This window comes from Streptomyces formicae, from assembly GCF_002556545.1.
Taxonomy (GTDB): Bacteria; Actinomycetota; Actinomycetes; order Streptomycetales; family Streptomycetaceae; genus Streptomyces; species Streptomyces formicae_A.
Map to the genome: position 1 here is coordinate 720694 of NZ_CP022685.1, position 22332 is coordinate 743025.

The window sequence follows — 22332 nt, forward strand, 5'->3', positions numbered from 1 at the left end:
CTGTGCCCGGGCTATTTCTCGCCCCGGCAATGCTGGGCCGACTGCGGCACCTCGCCGCATGCAGGAACGAGCTCGAATCCAGTAGGAGTTGAACCGCTCGTTGCCTCGTCCGGCGGGGGCCGTGCGGAGCCAATACCTGCTCCTGCGTCGCCTCTAAGCGCATTCGGCGATCTCGGCGCAGCGGGCGACGGTCGTGCCATCCGCGTTGAGCAAGTCGTCGTCGATGGGCTTGCCCAACGCGTTCTCGAGCTTCTGCGCCAGCTCCGTAATTTTGAGGGAGTCGAGATCAAGATCCTCCAGCAGCCTGTGGTCCGGCCTGACGTCATCGACCGGCCGCTCGCTGAGGAAGGCAACAATGTTCTGCACTTGCACCAGAATTTCTTGATCGACGGACACGGTTTACTCCTTGATTGAGAAGATCGGATCGTTGCAATGAAATCGGACTTCACGGGCACAGAACGACTTGCGCCGCATAGCAGAGTCCCGCGCCGAACCCGAAGAGGAGGACGGGATCGCCTCGACTGACATCGCCCCTCTGGCGCAGCGCGTGTAGCGCGAGCGGTACGGAAGCGGCCGAGGTGTTGCCCGCATTGGTCACGTCAGTGGCGGTCACCAGGTCAGGCGCCCCTAGGCCCTGACGCAACGCTTCGATGATGCGCAGATTCGCCTGATGCGGCACGAACGCTCGCAGGTCGGCGGGTTCCAGGCCCGCCCGCTCGCAGGCGACCTGCATGACAGCGGCCAGTTCGGATGTGGTCCAGCGAAAGACTTTGCGCCCCGCCATTTCCATCCGGCTCGTCTCGCTCGGGATCCTGATCAGGTCCGAGTGCGTCCCGTCGCTGCCCCACGCGACAGGGAAGATGGCGGGCTCAGCCGACGGCACAACAAGAGCTGCGGCAGCCCCATCCGCAAAAATCGGACCGGTATCGCGGTCCTCGGGAGCTACCCAGTCCGTCATCCGCTCCGAGCCGATCACCAGCACGCTACGCGCGGTTCCGGCGCGCACCAGAGCGTCGGCGACCGCCAACCCGTGGCAAAACCCGGAACACGCAGCATTGAGGTCGAAACCGGCTGCCGCCGTGCAGCCGATAGCGGCAGCGGTTGACGCAGCCCCATTGGGCATGGGAGACGGCATCGAACAGGTGGAAAGGAGCACGACATCGACGTCATCGGCGGTGGCATCGCAGTCGGCCAGCGCTTCCTTGCCCGCCGCGACGGCCATCGTCACCACCGTCTCGGCTTCCCTGGCGTGAGAGCGTTCCTCGACCCCGACCCGATTCGAGATCCATTCCGGGCTCACACCGGCTGCCGTGGCCGCCTCCTCATTGGTCACCACGGCCACAGGCCGGTACGCGCCGAGTCCATCGATGCGGGAACCGGCGCTCGGCGACAGACTCGAAGCGGCAACCGCTGCTCCTTGAAGTTTTAGCTTTTCGTCCACTTGGCACTCCGATACGTTGCGGCAAGAGGCACCTGCGACATGCGACGCGGGTGGCGGCTGGTTGCCCTCGGCAGTCAACCGCGCCGCATGGAGCGGCATCTGGTGCGATCGGCGCCATATGGCCGCCCGGGCGCCTGCCCCTGTTGCAAACCAACCCGCCCAGAGGTGTCCGTCGTGAACAGCGCTGCCGATACCACGGAAACCACCAGCCGAAATCACAAGATGGGGTTGAGGACACGTCGATTCGCCACACCTGACCAGCCAATCCGCCAAGAGGTACGTATCCGTCAAGTACCCCCAGGTTCTGTCTAACCCCGTCAGTACCGTGATCCAGACGTGAACGCGTTGAACGCCCAGACTCGTCGGCTCACTACGTCAGGGAAATAGCTGGTCAGGTGCCACACGCCACCGATGTGCCAGACAGGCACCGGTGCTGCGGGCTTCCTCGGCCCGCAGTGCGGCGCCCTCGCATCCCCGTCAGTAAGGAAACGCCCGCCAGGTGAGACCTGTTCGACGCCTCGGGGTGGGGCACCTGGGCTCCAAGGCTGTGCGGGCCGGATGCGGTATTGGGGGCATGTAGGTTGTCAGACAGTCCAGTTGACGAGCTGACCGGCCTATACGCAGGTGATCTGGGCCGCATGACGGGCACTCGCCGGAGGAGCTCGTGGACCGCGTCGCCTTTCGCAGGCTGGAAACCAACGACTATGGTGTCGGGCCAGCGTTGCCTGGTCGGGTGGATCCGACGGGGGGCGCGCGTCAGCGTTCAGAGGGCGCACGGGTATCTGGCGCGTGCGACCACCCGCTCCCATAGCTGTCCGAGGTGCGGGTACTCGACTCCATACACACCGTTTCCGCGCAGAGACGTAAGCGACACAGCCGTTGATGTGCGCAGAGCAGAACCACCTGCGCCGCCACAGTCTCCGGAAGCGCGATCGAACGACTGATAGGAGTCACGCTGTGTCACGCCACGCGCCAAACCGTCAATTGTCCGACTTGCTCGCTGAGGCCAACTGGAGTGCCGGGGACCTGGCCAGAGCGATTAACATCTTAGGTCAGGCTGCGAGGTTGTCATTGAGCTACGACCGTACATCGGTGGCACATTGGCTCGCTGGGTCGCGCCCGCGGGCTCCCATACCGGACCTCGCCGCCAGAGCGCTGAGCCGCCGCAGCGGGCGCGTCATCACTCCCGAAGACACCGGGCTGTCCCAGTCACCGTCCAGCCGCGCGGCCCGCAACCCCAATCCACTGGAGGAGGGCGACCCACTACGCCGGCTCACCGCGCTGTGCCGACAGGACGCAGACCCCGCCCGCCGGTCCCCACTGACCGCCAGCCCCTACACGTTGGCCGCTCTCACCCTGCCCGACTGGACTCCCCGGCCGACATCCACCTCACCGAACGCAAGTGAGCGGGCGGTCTCCTGCTCATCGGCGGATGTGCGCATCCTGCAGGAGATGGCAGAGGTGTTCGCCTCTCTGTGCTCGGCCCACGGCGGAGGGCATGCCCGTTCCGCGCTTGCCGCGTACATCACTGACGATGCCGAACGCATGCTGGTCGCTCCGGCCACCTCCGAGGTGCACCAGCACCTGTGCACAGCAGCCGCCCAGCTGACCCACCTGCTGGGAGTGATGACCGAAGATGCGGGATACGCGGGCCTCGCCCAGTGCTATTACCGCACGGCCCTGGACTTGGCCCGCCAGGCTGATGACCGCGCCACCTACGCCATCACACTGCGGACCATGAGCCTGCAGGCCCTGAGCCTGGGGCACCCATCCCAGGCACACACGCTGGCCCAGACCGCCCTGGACACGGCAGGCGCCGGCACTACTACCGCGGCAACCCGTTCCTTCCTGCTTGCTCAGCGTGCTCTCACCTACGCCGCAGTGCGCCAGCCACGCCGATCCCGTGCGGACCTGCGAGCCGCCGACCGACAGCACGAACGGGCCTCCAGTCCCCCCGGTCCCTTCACCTCCTATCCCCGGGCCGGGCTCGAATATCACACCGCCCGCACTCTCAACGCACTCGGCGAGCCTGGCCCTGCCCTGGCCTCTCTGACCCACGCTGCACGCCATCGTGCCCCGGCCCAGGGCAAGGCATGGGCTCTCACCCATGCCCGCCTCGCCGAAGCCCGGGTGAACCTGGGTCAGCTGGAAGCTGCCTGCGACCACTGGCACACTTTCCTCGACCACTACCCCTACCTGCACTCCGCCCAGGTCGACCAGGCCCTGACACGACTGCGCCAGAGGGCTGGCGCCTTCCCGCGGCAGAACCGCGCGGTCTCCCTGCTCCACCGGGCCCGCGGCCTCGAGCGCCCGATCCGGCCCTGCGGCTAAACCGAGACGCCACCGGCGGCTGCACACGGCTACCCCTGATCTGTTGCACCCTCACTCGCCTCAAGTTGCACCAGTCTGCGGCAAGGATCTGCCGTCGCATCCATGAGTTGGCTCACGGCAGCGGTTGTGCAGCACAGCCTCTCCGCTGCTTCGCTCTCTTCGGTGACGTCTACGGCCAGCGGCTCAAGGGCAAAGGGATCGTCCATGGCCCCTACCTATGCCATGGGCCTTGCAGGACGCAGCATCCCCCCGGAACTTCCCGGCTGTCTTGCACCCGCAGAAAGGTTTCAGCTTCCGCCGTCTGGCCGCAGGCGCCCAGCAGCTCCGAGCCCGGACTCCACAAGAGCACGGCCGTGCAAGGCCTTGCTGGGCTCCAGCTTCTGCATGGTCGCCTCAGACTCAGGATTGCACATGGGTGCTTGCGTCGCCCTCGGCGGGCAGCGCGATCGTGAACGCCGCAGCTACGCGGGCGTCCGGGCCTTGGGCTCAGCTGACGGAACCGGAAGCAGCCCCGCTTCGACGATCGGCACCTGCGCGCTGAACGGGCAAACGATCACACGTCTGTGATCAACCCCGCAGATGCTCCCATGTCACAGGAGGGTGTCTACCGCATGTGCCATGCAATACCGCGGAGCCCACTCGCCAGCACCACAGACCGGCCACCAAAATCCGGACCGGGTGCGGACCAACTCGGCTTCGCACCGGACGTTTCCGCCCTTTGCCGCTGGTCAGAAGCGACGTCGCGCATGTACCACCAGCAGACCAAGAACCTTCTGGTGTCGTACTCGGCGAAGAAGCTCGGCTTCTTCTAGAGGCACGAGAAAAGGCGCCTGACCTGGGCTTTTACCCGTCAGGCGCCTTCCGCTCGACCCGCTCAGCCCAGGGCCCGGTTTACGTTGTAACTCCCAGTTCCTCCCACCGCTACCCCCCTTCTGACCAGCTGTTCCGGACCAGTGGCGGACCAAACCCCGACTCACCCCGCAGGTACCCCGCCCTGGCTGACGCGGTCCCACTCCTTCATCGACTGCTCGATGAGGCGGTTGGCCTGCTCCCGGACGCCGTCCAGGAACTTGGCGTAGTGCCGGAAGAGGACCTCGATGCTCTGGCCCGCGCGGCGGGCACACTCGGCCGGGTCCACACCGGAGTACAGCCAGAACGAGATCCCGGCGTGCCGAAGGTCGTAGGGCCGCTTGGCCAGCCCGGAGGCGAGTTCCGTGCGCGTCAGGACGCACTTCCGCGCCCGCGCCCAGGTGGTGCCGTACGCGGCCGCGTCCACGTAGCTGCTGGCCTGGTTCCGGAACAGCCGCCCGTCCGGCGCCACGCCGAACCGTTCGATGTGCGCACGGAGGATGCGTACGAACTGCGGCGGGATGCCGAAGTACCGGTAGCGGACCAGGTCGATCGAGTGCCGGTGCTCGCGTGCGTCGCGGGCGTCGTAGCGGGTGAAGTCGCAGGCCACGCAGATCAACCGGGGGTGTGCTCCACAGGATCTGGGACGCGGCCGTCGCCCCGAGCCGGTCGCGGACCAGGTTCTGGAAGGCGTGCTTGTGGGCCGTCAGCCAGGCCATGTAGTACAGCCCCTGGTTGATCACGCCCGCGTCGGTGCCACGCTTGTACTCGACGATCACGGGCGCCCCGTTCTCGTCGAGGCCCAGCGAGTCGATCCGCCCGCCATCGGTGCAGTCGATCACGCACTCACTCGCGAGGAACGTGACGCCCAGCATCGTCTCCATGTGCGCCTCGATGAGGTCCTGCACATCCGCCTCGACATCAGCAAACCGCGGCATGACTTCAGTAACGCCACGCTTGGTAGGGAACAGCTTCAGACTCGCCACCACCCCTCCTCAACTAGGAGATGGACAGCGTCGAGCAGGTGCGCTCTATTTCCCGATGCGGCTTCAGCACCGTGGAGATGATGTGAGGGCTGACCTCTCAACCCGCTCCTGGCGGCTCGCGCCGGGCAGGCCTCCGCGTCAGCTCAGGTGAAAGGAGCAGAGAGGTCGGTCCCCCTGATTGGACACGCGTGACCAACGCGTGGCCAGCAGCGGCCACATTCTCGCTCCTTCCGGCCGAGGGTGGCGGCCCCGGCCGTTCCAGGGAGACACTCCATGGCACCCGAGTGCCGCGCTGACGTCCACTCATCGTGCTCTTCCACATCACTGCTCTTCTTGGGCACCCGGTTCGCGTCCCCGGCACCCTCCTGAATCCCGGCCCTGAATCGGCAAGTGGAGGGTGAAGACCACCTTCTTCGGAAAGCTGCGGCCGGCCTCTCCGTCACCGAACTCGTCGGCACGGTCCAGAAGTCCGACGCGACGGACGCCAACTCCATAGCGCGCGGCGGGGGCTCGGCAGCAAGAGGCCGACATGAAGAGCGCCCTGGAGGCGCCTCCCCCCCCCGCCGCAACCAGAAGCACGACGGGGATCATGACTGAATAGCAAGCATCCGCCTGTACCCAATCACCTGCCTAACCCAAATCGAGCAGCCCCGATCCACACACCGGTCACATACGTATGCCTCAGAGCACGGTCGACGGGACCGCGGCGAGCGGCTCGGCGGCGTAGGTGAGCCGGACCACGCCGTCGGCATCCCGTCGCGACGACGCGGCCACGCCGAAGACACCGGCCAGGATCTCCGGCGTAAGGACGTCCAGAACGGGACCGGCCGCGACGGCAACCCCTCGGTCGAGTACGACGAGGTGGTCGCAGAAACGGGCCGCGAGGTCGAGGTCGTGCAGGACCGCGAGCGTCGTGGTGCCGGTGGAGCGGATCAGGTGCAGCAGCTCGAACCGGGCGCGGATGTCGAGGTGGTTGGTCAGCTCGTCCAGGACGAGGAGGCGGGGGCGTTGGGCCAAGGCCCGTGCCAGGAGTACGCGTTGACGTTCCCCGCCGGACAGCGACCCGTGGTCACGGTGGGCCAGGTGCCGTATGCCGCACAGGTCGACGGCTTCCTCGACCGCACGTTGGTCCTTCGGTCCGTCGCGCCCCAGAAGTCCGTGGTGCGGTGCGCGTCCCAGGGAGACGGTCTCGATGACGGTGAAGCCGCCGGTACCGTCGCCGCCGTCCTGGAGGACCGCGGCGGTGCGCAGGGCGGCGGCGCGGGGGCCGAGTTCCCAGATGTCGTCGTCGCCGACCCGGACCGTGCCGTCGGCGGGCCGCAGGGAGCGGTAGACGGCGCGCAGCAGGGTCGACTTGCCGCTGCCGTTCGGCCCGACCAGCCCGACGAATTCGCCGGAACGGGCCTTGATGTCCACGCCGTTCAGGATCGCGTGGCGGTCGAGCGTGATGTGGAGCCGGTCCACGGAGAGTCGCATCGTGTTCAGTCCAGACCCTTGTTGCGGCGCAGCAACCACAGGAAGAAAGGGGCGCCGAGGAGCGCGGTGAGGATGCCGAGCGGGAGTTCGCTCGGGCGGTTGAGCGTGCGGGAGAGCAGGTCGACCAGGACGAGGTATACCGCTCCGAGCAGTGCCGACAGGGGCAGCAGTCTCCGGTGGTCGGCGCCGACCGTCAGCCGCACCAGATGCGGGATCATCAGGCCGACGAAGCCGATGCTGCCCGCCACGGCGATCACCGCGCCGGTGAGCAGGGCGCTGAGCAGGAGCAGGATCGTGCGCAGCCGGTTCACGTCGGTGCCCAGGGAGGTGGCGGTCTCGTCACCGGCGAGCAGCACGTTCAGCCTGCGGCCGAAGAGGGTCAGCAGGACCGTGCAGCCGACGACGACCGAGGCGACGGCGGGCAGTTGGTGCCACTGGGCACCGGCCACGCTGCCGAGCATCCAGAACATCACCGTACGCAGTTCGGTGGGGGTGGCCTGGAGCTGTACGTAGCTGGTGGCCGACAGGAACACGTAACCGACCGCCACCCCGGCCAGGATGAGCCGCGTGGGCGCCATCCTGCCCCGCCTGCGCCCCAGCCAGAAGACCAGCGCGCCCGCGACCACCGAGCCGACGAAGGCGGCGGCCGACACGCCGAGGCCGAGCAGGGCCGTGCCGCCGCCCAGGGTGATGACGAGGACGGCACCGAGCGTGGCGCCGTAGGAGAACCCGAGCACGATCGGGTCGGCCAGCGGGTTGGCGACCACCGTCTGCAACACCGCACCGGACAGGGCGAGCCCCGCTCCGGCGAGGGCGGCGAGGACGACGCGCGGTGTCCGGAACTTCCATACGATCTGGTCGAGCGCGATGTCGTCGGGCGCCCGCCCGATCCCGGTCACGTGGTGCAGGACGATCCGCCACACGTCGCCAAGCGGCACGTTGACCGCGCCGATGCTGACGGCGACCAGCATCACGGCGACGAGGACGAACGGCAGGACACCGAGGGCGAGCGCCGCGCGCCGGTGGCCCGGTGGGGTCAGAACGCTTCCGGGTGCAGCTTCTTCGCGAGCCGCTCCACGGCCCGGTCGTTGTCGGGGCTCAGGTAGATCGAGTCGGACAGGGTCACGTACGTGTGGTTCTTCGCGGCGGGCCACTGGGGGAACTCCTTGAGCAGTTTCTCGGCGTAGGCCGCGGGGTTCGGGTCCTGGTAGGCGATGACCACGAGCGCGTCGACGTCCGTGGCCGCCACCTTCTCCTTGCTCAGATCGGCGAACGACGTCTTCGACGCGTCGGCGAAGGCGTTGACCGCACCGGCCTTTCCGAGAATGTCGTTGTAGATTCCCTTGGCGACCACGGAGCTGAAGTCGTTGCTGCCCATCGACATGTTGGTGAACAGCATCATGACTTTCGGCTTCTTCTTGCCCTTCACCTTCGACGCGATGGCGGCGATGCGCTTGCGCGAAGCGGCGATTATCTTCTCCGCGCGATCGGACACGTGGAAAATCCGGCCCATGTCGCGCAGCAGCCGGTAACTGTCCTCGATGGTGAGCTTCGAATTCTCGTCGTGGCAGCCCTGCGGCGATATGTAGGATCGCGCGCCGACGTCCCGCAACTCGTCGCGGTTCGCGAATCCGTTCTTGGGATCGAAACCGTACGAGGTGGTGGAGAGGACGAGGTCGGGGCGCAGCCCGATCATCGACTCCCGGGGGACGCCGAAGGCGTCGTTCCGCTTGACCCCGCCGGTGGGGAGCTCCTTGATCGCCTCCACCCGGCCGGGTACCTCCGACGCCCCGTACGACTGCTGGTTCGCGACGATCTTGTCTCCGAGCCCGAGCGCGAGCAGCGTGGAGACCTCGGCCACGGAGGCGCCGTCCGTGACGACGACCCTGCTCGGCGCCTCGTTGAAGACCTGGGTGGTACCGCAGTTCTCGATCTTCACGGGGTAGCCGGAGCGGGCGGCGGCATCCGTCCGGCCGCCGAGTCCGTCGCCGTCGGATCCGGCGCCGCCCGCCTCACCACCGCACGCGGCGGTGAGGCTCAGGGCGATGACGGCCGCGACGGCGGCACTCGGTCTCTTGACGGGCATACGCGCTCCTCGACACACGGGCGACGGGGGATCTTCGGTCACCCCGAAGCAGTAGTCGGACCGAGCCGCGGAAAGGTTCCCGATGCGTACCGAGGAAAGAAGAAACCTGTCGGCTGCTCCCCGCACCGGGACGGGATGTGGCGATCAACGCAGCCGACAGGAGTGCGGAGCGCGCTCGGGAAGGCGAATTCCATCGCGCTCCGCAGCGAAGATGCTGGCACAGAAAGGGCGGCTTCAGAGGGCACGCACGGCCACGTCCACCCGTGAGGATTCTCCTTTCCCGTCATGGGAACCGAAGGGCTCGTTTCGCCGACTAACTCGTGGGCGGCCTTCCGGCGGGGTGACCGGATCAGCCGGGAGTTCCGGGCCGCACGACCTCCGCCCGTACCCGCACCGTGCCGCTGTGCTCGAAGTGCAGGTCGAACGGAATCCGGTCGCCCATACGCCAGTCGCGGTCGCTCGGCACGGTCACGTCGCTGGACATGGGCGTCATGTCCAGCGTGCCGTGGGCGGGCACCCGGAGCCGGTCCGCGGCGGCGCGGTAGGCCGCGCCGTCCGGAGTCATGCGGTGTCGGCTCAAGGCGATCCCGCTGAGTATCGAGGGCGAGGTCACCCTGGTCAACTCGTCCGCCGATCCACCCCTGTTGGTGATGCGGAAGAAGGCCGCCGTGTTGGGGGTGCCGCCCGTCGGCTGGAACACCCGGGCCCGGGTGACGCTCACGTCGGGCGGTGTGCCCGCGTTCCCGAGGGCGGTCCACGCGGTCAGCCCGCCCAGCGCCACCAGGGACGCCACCAGGGACGCCACCACGGGGGCGACGGCAGCGAGCACGGACTGCTTGAGTCGCCGCGCCGACCGGGAGGGTCCGGCGTTCGGTCCGGATGTCGTCACCAGTTACTCCTCGCCCGTCGCCGGGATTCGTGCGTACGGACGGGGGCGGGCTGCCAGGTGCGCAGGCGAAGGCTGTTGACCACGACCAGAACCGAGCTGAGCGACATGGCCGCGGCGGCGAGCATCGGATTGAGCAGGCCGACCATGGCCAGCGGCACGGTCACGACGTTGTAGCCGAACGCCCACACCAAGTTGGTGCGGATGGTGGCGAGGGTGGTGCGGGACAGGAGTACGGCGTCGGCCAGTGCCTCGATGTCGCCGCGCACCAGCGTCACGTCGGCGGCGCCGATCGCCACGTCCGTGCCCGAGCCCATGGCGATCCCGAGGTCGGCCGAGGCGAGGGCCGCCGCGTCGTTGACGCCGTCGCCGACGACCGCGACCCGGCGCCCCTCGGCCCTGAGCGCGGCGACCAGCGCGGCCTTGTCCTCGGGCGAACAGGCGGCGTGCACCGCGTCGATGGCAAGGCGCGAGGCGACGGCACGAGCCGGGGCCTCCCGGTCGCCGGTGGCCAGGATCGGACGTATGCCTAGGCGCCGCAGCCGGTCCACGGCCCGGTAACTGCCCGGCCGGAGCACGTCCCCCACCGCGATCAGCGCGACGACCGTCCTGTCGACGCTGACCTGCACGGCGGTGTGCGCGGCTTCCTCGGCGGCCCGCAACGCCTCACCGAGCGCTTCGGGAAGACCGTCGGTGACGGCGGACACCTCGACGAGCTCGTCCCCGACCCGGCCGCGTACCCCGAACCCGGGCAGAGCCACGAACTCGCCTACAGGAGGCAGGACTTCATCGGCGAGCAGGCGAACGGAGTGCGCGGTGATCGCCCGGCCCAGCGGATGCTCGGAGCCGTCCTCGACCGCCGCCGCCAGCCGCAGCACCTCCCTCTCGGCAAGACCGTCCGGCACGACGGTCACCCGGGCCACGCTCATGTGCCCCGAGGTCAACGTGCCCGTCTTGTCCAGCACCACGGTGTCGATGTGCCGCAGTCCCTCCAACGCCTGCGGCCCGGTCACCAATACGCCGAGCTGGGCGCCCCTCCCGGTCGCGGCCATCAACGCCGTCGGCGTGGCTAGCCCCAGCGCACACGGGCAGGCCACCACCAGCACGGCCACGCACACGGTGATCGCGGCCTGCGCCTCGGCACCTGCACCGAGCCAGAAGCCCAGCGCCGTCACCGCGAGCGCGAGGATCACCGGCACGAACACCCCGGCAACCGCGTCCGCGAGCCGCTGCGCACGCGCCTTGCCCGCCTGCGCCTCGGTCACAAGGCGGGCGATACGGGCCAGTTGCGTGTCCGCGCCGACCGCCGCGGCCCGTACCACCAGCAGGCCACCGGCATTGACCGCGCCCACGACGACCGTGTCCCCGGGGCCCGCCTCCACCGGCTCGCTCTCACCGGTCACCAGCGCCTGGTCGACGGCCGAGTTGCCCTCCACCACGACGCCGTCGGTCGCGACGCGCTCACCAGGACGTACGAGGAAGGTGTCTCCGACGGCGAGTTGCTCGATGGGGACCAGCCGCTCGACGCGGCCTTGGCGGATCGCGACGTCCTTCACCCCGAGCCGGGCGAGCGACCGCAGCGCGGCCCCCGTCCCCCGCCGCGCCCGCGCCTCCAGGAACCTGCCGACCAGCACGAACAGCGGCACGCCGACCGCCGCCTCCAGATACAGATGCGCGACCCCGTCCGCGGCGGACGGCACCAGCGTGAACGGCATCCGCATCCCCGCCCGGCCCGCGCCGCCGAAGAACAGCGCGTACGCCGACCAGGAGAACGACGCCACCACGACGAGCGACACCAGCGAGTCCATCGTCGCCGCACCGTGCCGTATCCCGCGCAACGCCCGCTGGTGGAACGGCCAGGCGCCCCACACCGCGACCGGCGCGGCCAGCATGAAGCACAGCCACTGCCAGTTGCGGAACTGCAGCGCGGGAACCATCGACAGCACGAGCACCGGCAGCGACAACAGCGCCACCACGACGAGCCGCTGCCGCTCGGCGCGGTCCGCCGCCGACTCCTCGTCACCCTCGGTGCTCGCCTCCCGCTCCGGCCGCGGAAGCCGGGCCGTGTACCCCGCCTGTTCCACGGCGGCCACAAGTGCCAGGGGGCTGACATCAGAGGGGTGGCTCACCCGGGCGTTGCCCGTGGCGAGGTTAACGTTCGCCGCGACCCCGTCCAGCTTCGCGAGCTTCTTCTCCACCCTCCGCACGCAGGCGGCACAGGTCATACCGCCGACCTCGATGTCGGTGACGGTCAGGGACGGCACGGCTCCGGTCGTCATCAGCCACCGCTCCCGTGTCCCATGTGCATGCCGTCCATGCCACCCGTGTTGCCGCCGTGCGACCCACCGTCGTGGCCACCGGCCCCGTCACCGCTGCTTGTTCCGTGCATGCCCGGGGCGACGGGGCCCGCCGCGTCACCGACGGCATAGGAGAGGCCGAACAGCACGGCGAGCAGCAGAACGAACCCGAAGAACGCGGGTGGCGGAACCCAACGCGGCTTCCGGCGTTCGAAGGGCGACGCGGAGGCTCGTCCGCCTCCGGAGGCTTCATCCACTGCATCTCCCGCTCGTGCCGCCACCGCTCCCCGGTGTCCCGGAAGGACCCACGGTGTCCTGCCAGTAGTCGGACCCGTACGCCAAGACGTTCCCGACTCGCCGCGTTACGCACGTCACACACCGGCGCCGACCGACGGAAACAGGTCAGGGCCCTGATCCAATTCACTGGATCAGGCCCCTGACCTGTTTGCGTAGACCCTTGCCAAGGCCAACACCGGATCGAACACGTGGAAGGCCGGCGTCGACGGCTCATCCTTCGCCACAGCGGCGCGGAACAAGGTCATATCCGTAGGAGACACGATCGCGCTCCGCTGGGGCGCCTGACCTTCCGACGGCGACCCGCCTACCGGCTGGACGCTGACCGTCACCCGTCTGTAGCCCTCCGCCGATCCCAGACAGAGGGCTACAGGTCACGATGCTCCCAGCGCTCCGACACACGACGACGACACTGCCGACATGACTGACAAGATCGTGATCAGTGACTACGACCCCCAATGGCCCGAGCGGTTCGAGGATCTGCGGCAGCGACCGGCACCCTGTGTCGCGCATCTGGCTGTGTCCATCGAGCACGTCGGCAGTACGGCCGTGCCCGGGTGTGCCGCCAAGCCGATCATCGACCTCGACATCGTGGTGTCCGAGGAGGCCGTGATGCCCGAGTTGATCTCCCTGCTCGCCGGGCAGGGATACCAGTACGAAGGCGATCTGGGAATCGACGGGCGGGCGGCCTTCCAGGCCCCTCCTGCGACTCCCGGTCATCATCTGTACGGCGTAGTGGCGGGCTCAAAGCCCCACCTTGATCACGTCCTACTCCGTGATTGCCTGCGTCAGCGGCCCGATGAAGTCCGGTGCTACAGCGCCTTGAAGGTGGCCCTGGCACAGAGGTGCCCCGCTGGCAGGGAGGGCAGGGCGGCCTACTCTGCGGCGAAGAGCACTCTGGTGGAGGAACTGGTCGCGAAGTCCTACGCCGCTCAGGCCGCCGATGCATCGTGAGACGAATCCACCGGTCGAGCAGGTGCCGCTCTGTGGACACTGGCGCGTATCCCACGAGGTCGCAGGCCGTTGCGCCGGGGCAGGGGCGAGCAGTCAGCAGGGCTCCGACCTTGTGCTCGTGCGCTGCTCTGCGGGGATCGAACCGCTGTCCTCCGGGCAAGGCCCTCGGTTGCTGGGCCAGGACTCGGGGCGGACAAGGCACGTGACGCTCGACGGCACGACGTGACGTCGGCCCCTCTGATCAGTCGAGTTTCGCCTTGGCTTCGGGGACGATCGGCGCGACATCCGGGTAGGGGCGGGGGTAGCGGGCACCGATTCCGAACCGCGAGGCCATGGCGTCGGCGAAGGCGGCGGCGATGCGGAGTTCACCGTTGGGGTTGGGGTGGGTGCCATCCCATGTGTGATCGCCGGCGAGGAACTCTGCCGCCGTCTCGGCGACGGTCACGGGTGAGGTGGTGCTGTCGAGGTCCTTGGCCACCGCGCGGATCCGTTCGTTGGTGGCGTCGACCCGGGCCCCGAACTCCGGTTCGTCGACTGCTTTCTGGCACTGCAGGACGGTGCCGAGCACGATGCTGAGGCCCGTGCTGCCGTTACGGGCGCGGGCGATGAACTCCCGCAGGTTCTCCTCGAACTGCGGAGGCTCGACTCCGTACCAGAAGAGGTCGTTGATCCCGAGCAGCACGAGCAGGTGGTCAGGCTGGTGCGCACTGACCTTGGCCTCGATCTCTTCCTTCTCGGTGACATAGGGACGACCCCACTGCGCGTCGTGGTCCGGGTCGAACTCCGGGTCGGCGTAGGTGCTGTCGTCGTCTCCGGTCTCCTCGGTGCGGATGTTGTCGAGGGTGTTCTTCGGGCCGACCAGGTCGACACTGACGTCGTGCTCGCGCAGGTGTTTCCAGAACCGGTAGCGCCAGGTCCAGTCGCCGCTGCTGCCATGGCTGATCGAATCGCCGACGATCATGATGTTGATCATGTCGGGAGTCCTGGTGGGGTTGGCGATGGACACTGATGCCTCCTTGGCCGTGTGGCGGGACGCGGAACGGGACCAGCCCGTCCCAGGGGTGTAGCGGCGCAGGATCCGGGCGGGCACGCCGCCGATGAGGCAGTGGTCGGGGAAGTCGCCCCGGACGACGGATCCGGCGGCCACGGCGACATTGCGGCCCAGTTGCGCACCGGGGAGCACGACGGCCGCGGCGCCAATCCAGCAGCCGTCGCCGATCCGCACCGGACGGTTGTGCGGTGGCTGGCAGCCGATGGCGTGGTCGGGATCGGTGTAGGTGTGGTTCTGGTCGGTGATGTACGCGTGGGGGGCGATGAATACCTGATCGCCGATGGTCACGGACTCGTGGGCGACGATGTGGCTTCCACGGCCGACGAGGCAGCCCTTACCGATCCTCAGTACCGGATCCGGGCCGAGGTCCGTGTTCGGCAGCATGCCCGCGGTGAGCGTCACCTGGCATCCGATCAAGGTGCCGTCGCCGATCTCCATCCACGGTTCTCCATAGAGGGAGCCCACCGGGAAACCGATGGACACCCCCTCACCCAGATGCCCGAAACGACGGTCCCCCGGGTCTTCGGACGTGATGCGCCCGTGCTGTTCGATCCACGACCAGGCGCCTCGGGCCACCGCGGCGCTGAGCCTTCGGGCCCGCAGCGCGACACGACCCCTCAGTGGATCAGTCGTACGAGGCATAGGGCCACGCTACAAAGATCGTCGGCGCCCCACCCTCGGGCGGCGCCGATCGGGTGACCTCCCCGAGCCGGGCTCAGGCACCTGCTCGGGGTCGTCGTCGAGCATCGAGAATCAGTCGCTGACGGGCGCGGGGAGCTGGTAGGCGTCGAGGTCGACGGGGCCCGGGAGACGGTGCGCGGGGCGGGCGGGCGAGTTCGCCGATACGGGCATGTGGGGCTGCGAGGTCGGGGCAGGGACCTTCTTGAAGGAGATGCCCGGCGGCACCTCGACGGGACGGGTCCTGCCCGGTTCGGCCAAGGGCCTGTCTTGGCCCGGACAGGCCGATGCCGAGCGCGGGAGGGGTGCGGGACTGGTCAGCGGCATTCCGTTGGCCTCGAAGCAGTTGCCGCCGGTCCGACGTGCGTTGAGGACCAGGGCGCTTCATCCGGATCATGGTTCGGGCGGACTCGAACCTGCTGCCCGCACATATATGGGCGAGATGGACGAAGCCGAGGCGAGCGGTCAGGTGTGGAGGGACGAGGTCCGAGCGCGTCCGACAGCTGAGCAGGATCGGGATGCCCTGGCCCGGCTTGTCGAGGTGGACGCAGACTCCTTCGAGGTTGAGCTGTACGAGCACGCTGCAGATCCCCAGGTGCTTTCGATTGATCGCACCCAGAGGTCTCATGCTGGGCAATACGCCAGGCATGTGAGGAGACTTCGAGACAGCCAGCAGCGCCAAGGAAGTTGAGCAGTAGCCTTCGGACCATCTGATCGTTTGCCTGGCGTGTCGTTGGCTGACGCCCAGTGGGCGAAGATCAAGCCGCTGCTGCCAGATCGGACGCCTCGGCGGAGAGGGCGGTGGCGGGATCACCGGCATGTGATCGACGCGATCGCGTTCAAGTACCGCACTGGCACGCCGTGGATGGACCTGCCGGAGCACTTCGGTTCCTGGAAGGGCCCCCACAATCGCCTGCGGAAGTGGGCCGCCGACGGCACATGGGAGACGGTGTTCACCGCCCTGCTCGCCCAGGCGGATGCCGACGGAGACCTGGACTGGGTGGTCGCGGTTGACTCCACCATCGTCCGCGCTCACCAGCACGCTGCCGGGGCCCCTCAAAAGGGGCCCCGGCCGGCGAGCCGAAGCATCATGCTCTCGGACGGTCCCGCGGCGGCCTGACCACGAAGGTCCACCTCGCCGCGGACAGTCGCCGCCGACCGCTTGCCTTCGTCCTCACGCCGGGCCAGGCAGGTGACGCACCCGCATTTCCTGAGGTCATGGCCCGTTTGAGGGTGCCCCGACCGTGCGGCAGGCCCAGGACCACGCCGGAAGCGGTCCTGGCCGACAAGGCGTACTCGTCCCGCGCGATCCGGGCCCGCCTTCGCCGTCGCGGGATCCGGACGGTGATCCCACAGCCCTCCGACCAGATCGCCCAACCGCAAGGATCGAGGCAGATCCGGCGGCCGCCCACCAGGCTTCGACCGAGACGTCTACAAGCAGCGCAACACCGTCGAGCGGTGCGTCAACAAGCTCAAGCAGTGGCGCGGCCTGGCCACCCGCTACGACAAGACCGCCACCATCTACCTCGCCGGACTACACATCGCCGCCATCTTCATCTGGTCGGACAGATGATCCGAAAGAAACGGCCTGGCGCTGCCCCCGCCAGGAAGGCGGGGGCAGGCGTGGAGGCGTCAGGCAGCGACCCACCCAGTCTTGAGCGAGGAGGAGTTGGGGAAGTCGAGGTAGAAGTAGACGCCGTCGTTGAAGTCCGTCCCAAGGACGGTCCACTTGGCGGCCCTTGCCGTGACCCAGCCCTTGCAGACCTTGTCGCGGGGGTTCCGGTTCTTCAGGTAGCAGAGCCTCATCTTCGTGTCCCGGTCCGGCTTGACCTGGATGTCATCGCACCGATTGGTGGTCACGTAGTAGCCGTCACCCTGGGGCGCCTAGTTGTATCCGTCGTACGACCAATCCCCGTCGAGGCAGGAGGAGGCCGACGCGGATCGCGCCGACGGGGAGGCCGGGGGCTCGGACGGCGCGGCGATCGCGGTGGCCCCGCCGAGTACTCCGGCGGTGAGGACGCTTGCCGCCAGCGCGGTGGTGAACTTCGTACGAGTAAGCACGGTTCTCCTTCTGGTGCTCGATCACAGATGCCCGTCTAGACATCCGTGGACGACTTCACCGGCTCGCGGATTGTTCGTCAGCCCTGGTCCGAGCCACCGAACAATCCCGTGGATGGAGCGCCTGGGGTGGGTGGCTGCGGCAGTCGCCCGCAGGCCGGTTGGCCGGGGCCTGCCTTCTCGCCTTTGGCGGCATTCCGTAGGTTGATGCGGTAGATCATGGGGGGCGTGAGGGGGGATGGACCGGTGGGGCGCAAGGAGAAGCCGGTGGATCCGGCGGCGGGGCCGGTCCAGCGCTTCGCGTTCGAGCTGCGCAAACTGCGGCAGGAGGCCGGAGGGCTGTCGTATCGGGCGATGTCCCAGCGCGCCGGGTAGTCGGTCACCGTGCTTTCCCAGGCGGCGGTCGGCGAGAAGCTGCCCTCGCTGCCGGTTCTTCTGGCATACGTGACCGCGTGCGGTGCCGACACGACGTCGTGGGAACGGCGCTGGGCGGAAGCCGCCCGCGCGGATGCCGAGCGGCTCCCGCCGGATTCGGATGAGGAGGGACAGGCTCCCTACCAGGGCCTGACGCGCTTCGAGACTGCCGACCACGAGCGCTTCTTCGGGCGGGATCGACTCGTGGAAGATCTGCGTGACGTGCTGCGCACGCGCCGGTGCGTCGCCCTCGTGGGCCCCTCCGGAAGTGGCAAGTCCTCCCTGTTGCGTGCGGGGTTGATCCCCCTCCTCCAGCGAACCGCGGACCCTCTCCTGCGCCCGGCCGCACTGCGTGTCCTCACTCCCGGGGAACAGCCCCTACGCACCCATGGCGATGTGCTCGCGCCCGCTCCGGGGAACGGCGACACGTGGTTGGTCGTCGACCAGTTCGAGGAAGTGTTCACCCTCTGCCGAGACAGCGGTGAGCGCGCCGCCTTTATCGACCTCCTGGTGAGCGCAGACACCGCGGACAGTCGCCTGCGCGTGGTCCTGGGCACCCGCGCCGACTTCTACGGCCGTTGCCTCCAGCATCCCGAACTCGTCCCGGTGCTGCGCAGGGCGAGCGTGCCGATCGGTCCGATGAGTCCGCAGGAGCTGCGGGAAACTGTCGTCAAGCCTGCCGCCGCGCGGGGACTGATCGTAGAACGAGCGTTGACAGCCCGGCTCGTCGAGGAGGCGATCGACGAGCCCGGAGGCCTGCCGCTGCTTTCCCACGTCTTGGTGGAGACCTGGCGTCGACGCCGCGGCCGCACCCTGACGATGGGTGCCTACGAGGCCGCAGGAGGGCTGCACGGGGCGATCGCCCAGACCGCAGAGCAGCTGTATGCCACGCTCTCGTCGGACCAGCGCGTCGCTGCCCGCAGGATCTTGCTGCGGCTGATCACGCCCGGCCAGGGTGCACCGGACACCCGCTGCCCGGTGAACCGCTCCGCTCTGGAGGGGCCGACCGCCAACGGGGACGAGATGAACACGGTCCTGGACCGGCTGGCGCGCGCCCGATTGATCACGCTCGATCAGGACACCGTCGATCTCGCCCACGAGGCATTGATCACTGCCTGGCCCCGGCTGCGCGGCTGGCTCGACGAGGACCGGGAGCGACTGCTCCTGCACGGTCGCCTCCGACAGGACGCGCAATTGTGGCAGGAACTGGGCAACGACTCAGGATCCTTGTACCGAGGGGCCCGTCTGACAGAGGCAGAGGAGGCGTTCGGTTCCGAAACGGCGCGAGGCGAGCTCACATCTGTCGAAGCAGAGTTCATGGCGGCCGGGCGGGCCGCGCATGCGCGTGACCGCCGACGCCGACGGAGCTCGGCGGCCGTCGTGTCCGTGCTCGTGGTGCTGTCCTTGATGGTGGGAGTGGTGGCCTGGCAGCAGAACCGCGAGGGTGACCAGCGCCGCGCGGAGGCCGCCTCCCGCCGCCTTGCATCGCTCGCGGAGAACATGCGCGCCACCGATCCCAGGACGGCGATGCGGCTGAGTGCGGCGGCATGGCGGGTCAGACCCACGGACGAGGCAAGAGCAGCGTTGCTGGGGGCGACAGCGCAGCGCGAGCAGGACGCGTTCGCTGTTCCGGGCGGGCGGGATGACAACCAGGTTGAGCTCAGCCAAGACGGGCGGACGATGATCGCAGCCTCGGAGGCCGATCGCCGGGTGGAGAGCTGGGACGTGGCCAGCCACCGGCGCACCGGCGGGTTCCGCCTGTCCGAGGGGGAGATGCTGGGGGGTCTCACCCCAGACGGGCGTCGGCTGTTGATGCAGGGGGAGTACGGATTGCGGATGCGTGATCGCGTCTCCGGCGAGCTGATTGGTGCGGCCGTGAATCCGCGCTCCGTGGGAGGAGTCTTCTCCCTCACTCCCGGTGGGCACCTGGTGCTGGGAGAGAGCAGCACCTCGGCGGAGCAGTGGGACCTGCGGCGGGGGCGCATGGCGTTTCGGCACGAGAGTGACGACATCCGGAGCGTGGCTGTCAGCGGGGACGACCACTACCTGGCCCTGTGCGACGGGCGTTCCCTGCAGGTGTGGGACGTCGGCCCGCGGCGCCGACTGCACACACTCCAGGCGGCGGCACTGTCACGTGCTGTCTGCAGAGCTGGCTCGCAACTCCGCTTCGTCCCGGGGAGCGACAGGCTGCTGCTGGTGGGAGAAGACATACGCGGCTACGACGTCGTCACGGGGGACAAGGTGTTCGAAGTCGAGTACGAGGGAACGCTGAACGGTATCGAGTTCAGCTCCGACGGACGATTTGTCGTCGCTGCCGACAGCGAGGCCATCACCCTGTGGCGGGCCCAGGCCAACGGATACGAGATCGTGTATCGGTATCGTCTCTCGGGCGAGACTGTCGATGTTCTGCGAATAGACCTCGAACAGCGAGTAGTCCGGTACCTCGAGGGGGACCACGGCGCGAACGTAGCCGTGCGAACACTGTTCCTGGGCGATGCCGTCGCTTCTCAGAAGCGCGCCCCCGCCCTGGGGGCAGCCTTCAGCCCAGACGGCAGGCGACTCGTCACGGCTCGCGAGAACGGCGGGCGGGTGCGATTCGAGGTACGGCCCACAGCCGGTGGCGGTCGGAGGGTGACGCTGCCATCGGTCGACTGCAAGTCGGGCAAGACCTCCTCGTGTTGGGCCTCGTTGGCGTTCAGTGGCAACGGCCGGAAGCTTGCTTACGGTGCCGCCGCGCTGGACACGGAGAATGAGCACCACCTTCTCTACCCACAGCGAATCAAGGTGTGGGATGTGCGGGAGAACCACGAGAGCGCGGAATTCGAGCTCGGCGCGAAGGGACGCAGTGCTCCGTCGGTCGCTCTGAATCCCGACGGCACCTCCCTTCTCGCCCTGCACCAGGAACCCACGCCCGCCCTGGTGAGGTGGGACATCCGGAAGGGCACCAAGACGGTTCGGCCGGTGTGGGACACCGACACCCAGGTGTGGGGAGGTACCTTCACGAGGCCCGGGAGCGGGGCCATGGCGGTGCGGCCGGACGGACGACGCCTCGCGACCACTTTCGGGACAATCTTCACTCTGCCCTCCGGCCGCTTGGCCGAGGACGCCACCGCGTCGCTCACCAACGGCACAGCCCTCGCCTACTCGCCCGACGGAGAGCGGCTGACCGTGGGCGAGGACACTGGCCGGGTGGCTTTGTATGACGGCGACGCACGGCGCGTGGCCTCCCTCGCCGGGACGTTTTCAGGGCTGGACAGCGGGTCGGAATCCGCGGACGCCCTCACCTACTCCCACGACGGGAAGACCCTCGCCGTCGGAGGCGACGAGGGCACCGTGCGCCTCTGGGACACCGCATCCGGCCGTCCCCTAGGAGGGCCGCTGCCCACCGCCAACAACGCAGTCACAGCGGTCGCATTCAGCGAGGACGACCGGAACGTACTGGTGGCCGGTGAGCACGTGCCCCTGAGCTCGTACGCCATCGACCCTGACCGCGCCGCCGACACCGTCTGCGAGCGCGCCCGCGGCGGCTTGTCCCGCAGCCGCTGGGAGACATACATACCGGACCTGCCGTACCGCGACATCTGCCGAAACACTCAGTGAGCTTTTCAATTAACGACCGGGTGAATCAGCACGAAGGCCACGGGCCGCCCGCGCCGACATGCTCCCCGGGGGTCCCCGATGTACTCCCGAGCGGGATGGTGGCAAGCCGTTCCCAGGTGATCACCTTAGCCGGGCTATTGGCCGTGCCGTCGACGAGCTGCACTTCGGTGACGTGCAGCGAGGCGTGACTGGGGCGGACCCGACGCAGGAGCCGCTGGGCATCGTCCGAGGACACAGCCCCGGACGCGTAGGCGACCGTGAGGTGCTGGACTCCCCACGGATAGCAGACCGCTTCATCGCCGCGGACCGCTCGAATCGCCTCACGGACGGCGCAGTGAAGGGCTGTGATGCCGTCGTCCGGATGGAGGTCCGCGATCACACCGCTGTGGTAGCTGAGCAGCGAGCCGACCTGTACCTCGAAGGACGTCACCAGAATCAAGCTTCAACCGTTTGGCGCGGGCGATCACAGGTTGGCGCCGCCCGTGACGTCGACCTTGGCGCCGGTGATCCAGCGCGCGTCGTCCGACGCGAGGAAGGCGACCCTCACCCGGTTCATCGTGGAAGCTGCGGCCGGTGAGCGGATCCCGTTCCAGCGGGGTGGCCACCACGGTTGGCTCCCCGCACAGCAGTGGCAGCAGCGCCTCGAGGCGAACGGGCCCGCCCTGGACGACAAGAAGCGCCAGCCATCCGTACGGCAGGGGGATCGGCGCGACAGGTGCACCGAGGGCCGTCCGGCTTCAGAGGTTCGGGCTGAACCGAAGCCGAGGCGTGGCAGCCGCGCGATCGTCCTTGAGTCCCGCCCCCGGGAGATCGAGGCCAGCAGGGTTCCGGTCGACGCGGCGGGTCAACCGATCCCGCTCTGCCGATTCGGCTGCGGTCAGCCCGCAAGCCTTCCAGGATCCGAGGGGCTGCCCGAGCACTACTCGTGCCG

18 protein-coding genes and 2 pseudogenes are annotated in these 22332 nt (G+C 68.4%); 6 read left to right on the forward strand and 14 right to left on the reverse strand.

From position 1 onward, the window contains the following. Positions 1-153: 153 nt before the first annotated feature. Both KY5_RS03030 and KY5_RS03035 read right to left on the reverse strand, forming a co-directional pair. Complete coding sequence (locus KY5_RS03030) at positions 154-396, reverse strand: phosphopantetheine-binding protein (protein WP_098240704.1); 243 nt, start codon at positions 394-396, stop codon at positions 154-156. A 49-nt stretch (positions 397-445) separates the two neighbouring features. Then, the gene (locus KY5_RS03035; RefSeq protein ID WP_234362596.1) at positions 446-1441 is read right to left on the reverse strand and encodes a beta-ketoacyl-ACP synthase 3; all 996 of its coding nucleotides are present in this window, start codon (positions 1439-1441) and stop codon (positions 446-448) included. Between the two features lie 1452 nt (positions 1442-2893). On the opposite strand from KY5_RS03035, the gene KY5_RS03040 reads away from it, so the two are divergent. Continuing rightward, positions 2894-3772: a hypothetical protein gene (locus KY5_RS03040; protein ID WP_159072471.1), complete on the forward strand. Its 879-nt coding sequence runs from the start codon at positions 2894-2896 to the stop codon at positions 3770-3772. Positions 3773-5144: 1372 nt separating this feature from the next. Here the strand turns inward: KY5_RS03040 and KY5_RS03050 are convergent. The 7 genes and pseudogenes from KY5_RS03050 to KY5_RS03080 all read right to left on the reverse strand — a co-directional run. Beyond that, positions 5145-5607 (reverse strand): annotated as a pseudogene (locus tag KY5_RS03050) (transporter); the annotation flags it as partial. Positions 5608-6288: 681 nt separating this feature from the next. After that, the gene (locus KY5_RS03055; protein WP_098240707.1) at positions 6289-7083 is read right to left on the reverse strand and encodes an ABC transporter ATP-binding protein; all 795 of its coding nucleotides are present in this window, start codon (positions 7081-7083) and stop codon (positions 6289-6291) included. A gap of 5 nt (positions 7084-7088) precedes the next feature. After that, positions 7089-8054 carry a FecCD family ABC transporter permease gene (locus KY5_RS03060; RefSeq protein WP_098240708.1) on the reverse strand — a complete coding sequence of 322 codons (966 nt, stop codon included), beginning with the start codon at positions 8052-8054 and terminating at the stop codon, positions 7089-7091. 65 nt (positions 8055-8119) lie between these two features. Further along, positions 8120-9169, reverse strand: coding sequence for an ABC transporter substrate-binding protein (locus KY5_RS03065; protein ID WP_098240709.1), 1050 nt, complete (start codon positions 9167-9169; stop codon positions 8120-8122). A gap of 349 nt (positions 9170-9518) precedes the next feature. After that, entirely contained in the window at positions 9519-10058 is a 540-nt protein-coding gene (locus KY5_RS03070) for a copper chaperone PCu(A)C (protein ID WP_098240710.1), read from the reverse strand. Beyond that, the gene (locus KY5_RS03075) at positions 10055-12334 is read right to left on the reverse strand and encodes a heavy metal translocating P-type ATPase (protein WP_098240711.1); all 2280 of its coding nucleotides are present in this window, start codon (positions 12332-12334) and stop codon (positions 10055-10057) included. Before KY5_RS03075 ends, KY5_RS03070 begins: the two co-directional genes overlap by 4 nt. Next, a complete protein-coding gene (locus KY5_RS03080) occupies positions 12334-12609 on the reverse strand; it encodes a hypothetical protein (RefSeq protein WP_199842913.1) in 276 nt (91 codons plus the stop codon). The genes KY5_RS03075 and KY5_RS03080 overlap by 1 nt, the downstream gene beginning before the upstream one ends. Before the next feature lie 457 nt (positions 12610-13066). On the opposite strand from KY5_RS03080, the gene KY5_RS03090 reads away from it, so the two are divergent. Next, positions 13067-13600, forward strand: coding sequence for a GrpB family protein (locus KY5_RS03090; RefSeq protein WP_098240713.1), 534 nt, complete (start codon positions 13067-13069; stop codon positions 13598-13600). 241 nt (positions 13601-13841) lie between these two features. Here KY5_RS03090 and KY5_RS03095 read toward each other — a convergent pair whose 3' ends face one another. Together KY5_RS03095 and KY5_RS03100 are read right to left on the reverse strand one after the other, a co-directional pair. After that, entirely contained in the window at positions 13842-15293 is a 1452-nt protein-coding gene (locus KY5_RS03095; RefSeq protein WP_098240714.1) for a GDSL-type esterase/lipase family protein, read from the reverse strand. A gap of 111 nt (positions 15294-15404) precedes the next feature. Then, on the reverse strand, positions 15405-15590 hold the full coding sequence (locus KY5_RS03100) for a hypothetical protein (protein ID WP_098240715.1): 186 nt from the start codon (positions 15588-15590) through the stop codon (positions 15405-15407). Positions 15591-16056: 466 nt separating this feature from the next. Here KY5_RS03100 and KY5_RS43205 point away from each other — a divergent pair, with 466 nt between their 5' ends. Both KY5_RS43205 and KY5_RS43210 read left to right on the forward strand, forming a co-directional pair. Next, positions 16057-16449 carry an IS5 family transposase gene (locus tag KY5_RS43205; protein WP_418952736.1) on the forward strand — a complete coding sequence of 131 codons (393 nt, stop codon included), beginning with the start codon at positions 16057-16059 and terminating at the stop codon, positions 16447-16449. Further along, positions 16446-16724 (forward strand): annotated as a pseudogene (locus tag KY5_RS43210) (transposase); the annotation flags it as partial. The gene KY5_RS43205 and the pseudogene KY5_RS43210, both read left to right, overlap by 4 nt. A gap of 237 nt (positions 16725-16961) precedes the next feature. Here the strand turns inward: KY5_RS43210 and KY5_RS03115 are convergent. Both KY5_RS03115 and KY5_RS41685 read right to left on the reverse strand, forming a co-directional pair. Continuing rightward, positions 16962-17189, reverse strand: a complete 228-nt coding sequence (locus tag KY5_RS03115) for a hypothetical protein (RefSeq protein ID WP_098240716.1) — start codon at positions 17187-17189, stop codon at positions 16962-16964. 24 nt (positions 17190-17213) lie between these two features. Continuing rightward, complete coding sequence (locus KY5_RS41685) at positions 17214-17390, reverse strand: hypothetical protein (RefSeq protein WP_159072472.1); 177 nt, start codon at positions 17388-17390, stop codon at positions 17214-17216. A 225-nt stretch (positions 17391-17615) separates the two neighbouring features. On the opposite strand from KY5_RS41685, the gene KY5_RS41690 reads away from it, so the two are divergent. Next, entirely contained in the window at positions 17616-17762 is a 147-nt protein-coding gene (locus tag KY5_RS41690) for a hypothetical protein (RefSeq protein WP_159072473.1), read from the forward strand. Between the two features lie 9 nt (positions 17763-17771). Beyond that, positions 17772-21401 (forward strand): hypothetical protein, encoded by a 3630-nt coding sequence (locus KY5_RS03120; RefSeq protein WP_098240717.1) that lies wholly within the window; start codon positions 17772-17774, stop codon positions 21399-21401. A gap of 25 nt (positions 21402-21426) precedes the next feature. Here the strand turns inward: KY5_RS03120 and KY5_RS03125 are convergent, their stop codons facing one another. Further along, positions 21427-21831 (reverse strand): hypothetical protein, encoded by a 405-nt coding sequence (locus KY5_RS03125; protein WP_098240718.1) that lies wholly within the window; start codon positions 21829-21831, stop codon positions 21427-21429. Between the last annotated feature and the right edge of the window lie 501 nt (positions 21832-22332).

What these genes read in the sequence shown, in the direction of transcription:
- KY5_RS03095 (WP_098240714.1), bottom strand. Translation starts at nt 15,293, where the DNA reads ATGCCTCGTACGACTGATCCACTGAGGGGTCGTGTCGCGCTGCGGGCC.
- KY5_RS03090 (WP_098240713.1), top strand. Translation starts at nt 13,067, where the DNA reads ATGACTGACAAGATCGTGATCAGTGACTACGACCCCCAATGGCCCGAG.
- KY5_RS03075 (WP_098240711.1), bottom strand. Translation starts at nt 12,334, where the DNA reads ATGACGACCGGAGCCGTGCCGTCCCTGACCGTCACCGACATCGAGGTC.
- KY5_RS03055 (WP_098240707.1), bottom strand. Translation starts at nt 7,083, where the DNA reads ATGCGACTCTCCGTGGACCGGCTCCACATCACGCTCGACCGCCACGCG.
- KY5_RS03065 (WP_098240709.1), bottom strand. Translation starts at nt 9,169, where the DNA reads ATGCCCGTCAAGAGACCGAGTGCCGCCGTCGCGGCCGTCATCGCCCTG.
- KY5_RS03060 (WP_098240708.1), bottom strand. Translation starts at nt 8,054, where the DNA reads ATGCTGGTCGCCGTCAGCATCGGCGCGGTCAACGTGCCGCTTGGCGAC.
- KY5_RS03040 (WP_159072471.1), top strand. Translation starts at nt 2,894, where the DNA reads ATGGCAGAGGTGTTCGCCTCTCTGTGCTCGGCCCACGGCGGAGGGCAT.